Origin of the sequence: Streptococcus oralis (assembly GCF_001578945.1) — a bacterium.
GTDB lineage: Bacteria > Bacillota > Bacilli > Lactobacillales > Streptococcaceae > Streptococcus > Streptococcus oralis_Q.
Genome location: NZ_KQ969551.1, coordinates 95,860 through 100,995 on the forward strand (window position 1 = coordinate 95,860; position 5,136 = coordinate 100,995).

Here is a 5,136-nt window from a genome sequence, read left to right on the forward strand (position 1 = left end):
AGAAATGGTAATCTTACAGGAGAAAAGAGGATTTTGGTTCGAGCCCAGTTGCTTCAGACAGCAGCCCAATTGGCAAATTTTGATATGGAAGATAAAGTTAAATCTGTGAAAACCTTACTTTCAGATGCTAAGGAAGATATTCAAAACATGATAAAAGAAACAAGACAGACAGCGTTTGACATGGTTGGATATTTGTCAGGTTCAGAAGTTACAAATCTACTTTCTGGTTTTGACACAACAAGCTTTTGGGATGAAGGCGTTGCGAGTGACACGAAGACTGCAGCAACATCCTTCCTGACACAAATTGAGCAATTAGGGGAAAGCCTGGTTAAAGCTAGTGGCTCCTTTGAGACCATAGATACAGATAGAGCTGAAGATTTTAATAATCTATTATCAGATGTAAAACAAACATGGAGGGGTAAAAATGGTAGTGCTAACTGATGAGGATACCTTAATTACAAGAGAGCAGCTCGATAGAGGCTTCAAAGAAAGAATGAAGGAACAAGAACGTCAAGCGATTCGGGCCTTGGTAACTGCAAAAGAACTGTCCATCCTTACTAAAGGAGCAGAATTAGCTAAAAAGTTGCAAGAAGCGGCCTCAGATATGCAAGAGTACGCTTCAAAGACCTATGTAAACAATATTAAGGGTGGATTTGAGGGGAAGGCCGCAGAAGCTGCAGAGACCTACTTGACCCAGACCATGCAAACACCGACTTTACAAAGTCCGATCAAAAACTAGGAGAAAACTTGTGATGGATAAGAAGGAGCTTCAGAAACTAGAGGATGAGCATAATCGTAAATTACGAGACTTAGAGCGTTTAGAGATGGATTTGGATGATGATTTCCACAAGTTTAGTAGGGAGACGGATAATCTCCTAGAGGCGCTTTCCTATGCATGCAGAGACAGTAGTTTTGCTGAAATTCAACCATATATCTTTGAGATAGAGAACAATTTAGATAACTATCATCAACTTTACAAGAGTCGTATAGAGAATGTGCTGGAAGCTCGCCATCAAGAGAATAAAAACTTTTATAGAAAGTTAGAAGAAAGGAACGTTTAATAAACATACCTTATAAAAGAAGAATGATGTGAGTTTGTTATAGTTTGTTATTATCTTAATAAATCCTACAAATCCTGCAAAAAAAGGAAACTTCCTACCACAATCTGATATAATAGTAGGGAGAACTCGATTGAAGGAGGAAATGATGTCGGTTTTAGTAAAAGAGGTCATTGAGAAGCTCAGATTGGATATTGTCTATGGTGAGGGTGATTTACTTGAAAAAGAAATCAAGACTGCAGATATTTCACGACCAGGTCTTGAAATGACGGGGTATTTTGATTACTATACTCCAGAGCGAATCCAACTTTTGGGGATGAAGGAATGGTCCTATTTGGTCGCTATGTCTTCTCATAATCGTTATAAGGTCTTGACTAAGATGTTTCAGCCAGAAACGCCAGCGGTCATTGTTGCGCGTGGTTTGGTAATCCCTGAGGAGATGTTAAAGGCTGCTAGAGAGTGTCAGATTGCCATTTTAACTAGCCGTACGGCTACCAGTCGCTTGTCTGGAGAACTATCTAGTTATCTGGATTCCCGCTTGGCGGAACGTACTAGTGTACATGGTGTCTTGATGGATATCTATGGCATGGGAGTCTTGATCCAAGGAGATAGCGGTATTGGTAAGAGTGAGACAGGTCTTGAGCTTGTGAAACGGGGGCACCGTTTGGTGGCAGATGACCGTGTGGATATTTTTGCCAAGGATGAAATGACCCTTTGGGGAGAGCCTGCTGAAATTTTGAAGCATTTGCTTGAGATTCGTGGAGTGGGTATTATTGACGTGATGAGTCTCTACGGAGCAAGTGCGGTTAAGGACTCGTCACAAGTTCAGCTAGCAGTTTACTTGGAAAATTATGATACCCATAAGACTTTTGATCGTCTAGGGAACAATGCCGAAGAACTCGAAGTTTCTGGTGTAGCCATTCCACGTATCCGCATACCAGTGAAGACAGGGCGCAATATCTCCGTCGTGATTGAGGCGGCAGCCATGAACTATCGTGCTAAGGAAATGGGCTTTGATGCGACACGTTTGTTTGAAGAGCGATTGACAAATCTGATTGCACAAAATGAGGTGAAAGATGCTTAATCCAGTTGCTTTTCAAATCGGTCCTTTTGCTATTCGTTGGTATGCCTTGTGTATCGTTAGTGGTCTAGTATTGGCGGTCTATCTTGCCATGAAGGAAGCACCTAAAAAGAAAATTCTGTCCGATGATATTTTAGATTTCATCCTAATTGCATTTCCGGTTGCTATTCTAGGTGCGAGACTTTATTACGTACTTTTTCGCTTAGATTATTATCTGCAAAATCCAGGTGAAATCATCGCCATCTGGAATGGTGGTTTGGCCATTTATGGAGGTTTGATAGCAGGGGCTATTGTCCTTTATATCTTTGCAGATAGAAAGTTGATTAATACTTGGGATTTTTTAGATATTGCAGCACCGAGTGTGATGATTGCCCAAAGTTTAGGTCGCTGGGGAAATTTCTTTAACCAAGAAGCCTATGGTGCAGCGGTAGATAGTCTGGATTATTTGCCAGGCTTCATTCGTGATCAGATGTATATTGATGGTAGCTACCGTCAGCCGACCTTCCTATATGAGTCAGTCTGGAATTTGATTGGTTTTGTCTTGATTTTGATTTTTAGACGAAAATTAAAAGGAATCAGACGCGGTCATATCACTGCTTTCTACTTGATTTGGTATGGCTTTGGTCGTATGATTATCGAAGGGATGCGAACGGATAGTCTCATGTTCTTTGGTCTACGAGTTTCCCAATGGTTATCAGTTGTCCTTATCGGACTGGGTATTTTTATCATACTTTATCAAAATCGAAAGAAAGCCCCTTTCTATCATACAGAGGAGGAAAACTAAATGTTAGAAGTTGCATATATTCTTGTTGCGATTGCTTTGATTGTCTGTTTAGTCTATTTGACAATCACGATTCAAAAAGCAGGTCGTATGATTGATGAGACAGAGAAAACCATCAAAACATTGACTTCGGATGTGGATGTTACACTTCATCATACCAATGAATTACTAGCAAAGGTCAATGTTTTGGCGGATGATATTAACGAAAAAGTTGCGACGATTGACCCACTTTTTACTGCTGTAGCTGACTTGTCTGAGTCGGTATCTGACTTAAATGAGCAGGCGCGTGTCTTGGGCAAAAAAGCTTCATCAGCTGGTTCAAAGACCATTAAAACAGGTGCTGGCTTGTCCGCTCTTCGTTTCGCAAGTAAATTTTTCAAAAAATAAAAAAGGAGAAATCTCATGGGAAAACTATCCTCTATCCTTTTAGGAACAGTTTCAGGTGCAGCTCTTGCCTTGTTCTTAACCAGTGACAAGGGCAAGCAAGTTTGCAGTAAAGCACAGGATTTTCTAGATGATTTGATAGAAAATCCAGAATATGCTAGAGAGCAAGTTTGTGAAAAACTGACAGAAGTGAAGGGACAGGCGACGGACTTTGTTTTTAAAGCTAAAGAACAAGTAGAATCGGGTGAAATCACTTTTGACAGCGCCCTTGAACAAGCTAAAAACTGTGCTCGACAAGCGACGAAAGCGTCAAAGGAAACCTTTAACAATCTCAAGGAGCAGTGGCAAGAACAGGCAGCAACTCCAGACGTTGCTGAAGACCAAGAAGAAATCATCATCGATATTACTGAAGTATAAAGCATCACCATCTCTGGTTTTTGGAGATGGTGATTTTTATCTGCAAGCCTGTCTTTGTGGTATAATAAGTACTATGCAGAAAAAACCAACGTCAGCCTATGTGCATATTCCCTTTTGTACGCAGATTTGTTATTATTGTGACTTTTCAAAAGTTTTTATCAAGAATCAACCTGTAGATAGTTATCTGGAGCATCTGCTAGAAGAGTTTCGTTCTTATGATATCCAAAAGTTACGAACTCTCTATATTGGAGGTGGGACGCCAACGGCACTGTCTGCTTCCCAATTAGAAGTGCTCTTAGATGGCTTGACTAAAAACTTGGACTTGTCAGTCTTGGAAGAGTTGACCATTGAGGCCAATCCAGGCGACTTGGATGCGGATAAGATTGCGGTTTTGAAACAGTCACCAGTCAATCGTGTTTCCTTGGGTGTGCAGACTTTTGATGACAAAATGCTGAAAAAGATTGGGCGCAGTCATTTGGAGAAGGATATTTATGAAAATATCGACCACCTCAAACTGGCTGGTTTTGACAACATCTCCATCGACTTGATTTATGCGTTACCTGGCCAGACCATGGACCAAGTCAAGGACAATGTAGCTAAGGCTATCTCGCTTGATATTCCCCACATGAGTCTTTATAGCTTGATTTTGGAAAACCATACGGTCTTTATGAACCGCATGAGACGAGGGAAATTGCCCCTACCCAAGGAAGAGTTAGAAGCAGAGATGTTTGAGTACATCATCACAGAACTTGAGCGAGCTGGTTTTGAGCATTATGAGATTTCCAATTTCTCTAAACCCGGCTTTGAAAGTCGCCACAATCTCATGTACTGGGACAATGCCGAGTATTATGGTATCGGTGCGGGTGCTTCAGGTTATGTGAACGGGGTGCGTTATAAAAATCATGGTCCTATCCGCCACTATCTCAATGCGGTAGAGGCAGGAAATGCTCGGATTACAGAAGAACACCTGAGTAAAAAGGAGCAGATGGAAGAAGAAATGTTCCTGGGGCTCCGCAAAAAATCTGGGGTTTCCATGACACGATTTGAGGAAAAATTCGGACGATCCTTTGAAGGACTTTATGACGAAATCATCAGAGACTTGGTTCAACAAGGACTTATGAAAATCGATGGTGATCGTGTCCGAATGACAAAGAGAGGTCTCTTTTTAGGAGACACCGTAGCAGAACGATTTATTTTGGAGTAGAACAATGGGCTTAACTTATCAAATGAAAATGAAAATTCCTTTTGATATGGCGGACATGAACGGTCATATCAAACTTCCAGATGTGATTTTGCTGTCCTTGCAAGTATCAGGTATGCAGTCGATTGAGCTAGGAGTCAGTGACAAGGATATGCTAGAACGTTACAATCTGGTCTGGATTATTACAGATTATGCGATTGACGTGGTTCGCTTG

General features: G+C 41.1%; 8 protein-coding genes and 1 pseudogene. All 9 read left to right on the forward strand.

Going from position 1 to position 5,136, the window contains the following annotated elements:
* A pseudogene (locus SORDD16_RS03145) lies at positions 1-441 on the forward strand (DUF2974 domain-containing protein); the annotation flags it as partial.
* Positions 425-739, forward strand: coding sequence for a hypothetical protein (locus SORDD16_RS03150; protein ID WP_061452352.1), 315 nt, complete (start codon positions 425-427; stop codon positions 737-739). The pseudogene SORDD16_RS03145 and the gene SORDD16_RS03150, both read left to right, overlap by 17 nt.
* Before the next feature lie 13 nt (positions 740-752).
* Positions 753-1,061, forward strand: a complete 309-nt coding sequence (locus tag SORDD16_RS03155) for a hypothetical protein (protein WP_081215121.1) — start codon at positions 753-755, stop codon at positions 1,059-1,061.
* Positions 1,062-1,206: 145 nt separating this feature from the next.
* On the forward strand, positions 1,207-2,142 hold the full coding sequence (hprK, locus tag SORDD16_RS03160) for an HPr(Ser) kinase/phosphatase (RefSeq protein WP_061413679.1): 936 nt from the start codon (positions 1,207-1,209) through the stop codon (positions 2,140-2,142).
* Positions 2,135-2,923, forward strand: coding sequence for a prolipoprotein diacylglyceryl transferase (lgt, locus tag SORDD16_RS03165; protein ID WP_061452354.1), 789 nt, complete (start codon positions 2,135-2,137; stop codon positions 2,921-2,923). The genes hprK and lgt overlap by 8 nt, the downstream gene beginning before the upstream one ends.
* Complete coding sequence (locus SORDD16_RS03170; RefSeq protein WP_061452355.1) at positions 2,924-3,307, forward strand: DUF948 domain-containing protein; 384 nt, start codon at positions 2,924-2,926, stop codon at positions 3,305-3,307.
* Between the two features lie 15 nt (positions 3,308-3,322).
* On the forward strand, positions 3,323-3,721 hold the full coding sequence (locus tag SORDD16_RS03175; protein ID WP_061452356.1) for a YtxH domain-containing protein: 399 nt from the start codon (positions 3,323-3,325) through the stop codon (positions 3,719-3,721).
* Between the two features lie 73 nt (positions 3,722-3,794).
* A complete protein-coding gene (hemW, locus tag SORDD16_RS03180) occupies positions 3,795-4,925 on the forward strand; it encodes a radical SAM family heme chaperone HemW (RefSeq protein ID WP_061452357.1) in 1,131 nt (376 codons plus the stop codon).
* 4 nt (positions 4,926-4,929) lie between these two features.
* Positions 4,930-5,136, forward strand: a 207-nt coding sequence (locus tag SORDD16_RS11540) for an acyl-ACP thioesterase domain-containing protein (protein ID WP_241733948.1), incomplete at its 3' end; no start/stop codon positions are given.

What these genes read in the sequence shown, in the direction of transcription:
- SORDD16_RS03150 (WP_061452352.1), top strand. Translation starts at nt 425, where the DNA reads ATGGTAGTGCTAACTGATGAGGATACCTTAATTACAAGAGAGCAGCTC.
- SORDD16_RS03155 (WP_081215121.1), top strand. Translation starts at nt 753, where the DNA reads ATGGATAAGAAGGAGCTTCAGAAACTAGAGGATGAGCATAATCGTAAA.
- hprK (WP_061413679.1), top strand. Translation starts at nt 1,207, where the DNA reads ATGTCGGTTTTAGTAAAAGAGGTCATTGAGAAGCTCAGATTGGATATT.
- lgt (WP_061452354.1), top strand. Translation starts at nt 2,135, where the DNA reads ATGCTTAATCCAGTTGCTTTTCAAATCGGTCCTTTTGCTATTCGTTGG.
- SORDD16_RS03170 (WP_061452355.1), top strand. Translation starts at nt 2,924, where the DNA reads ATGTTAGAAGTTGCATATATTCTTGTTGCGATTGCTTTGATTGTCTGT.
- SORDD16_RS03175 (WP_061452356.1), top strand. Translation starts at nt 3,323, where the DNA reads ATGGGAAAACTATCCTCTATCCTTTTAGGAACAGTTTCAGGTGCAGCT.
- hemW (WP_061452357.1), top strand. Translation starts at nt 3,795, where the DNA reads ATGCAGAAAAAACCAACGTCAGCCTATGTGCATATTCCCTTTTGTACG.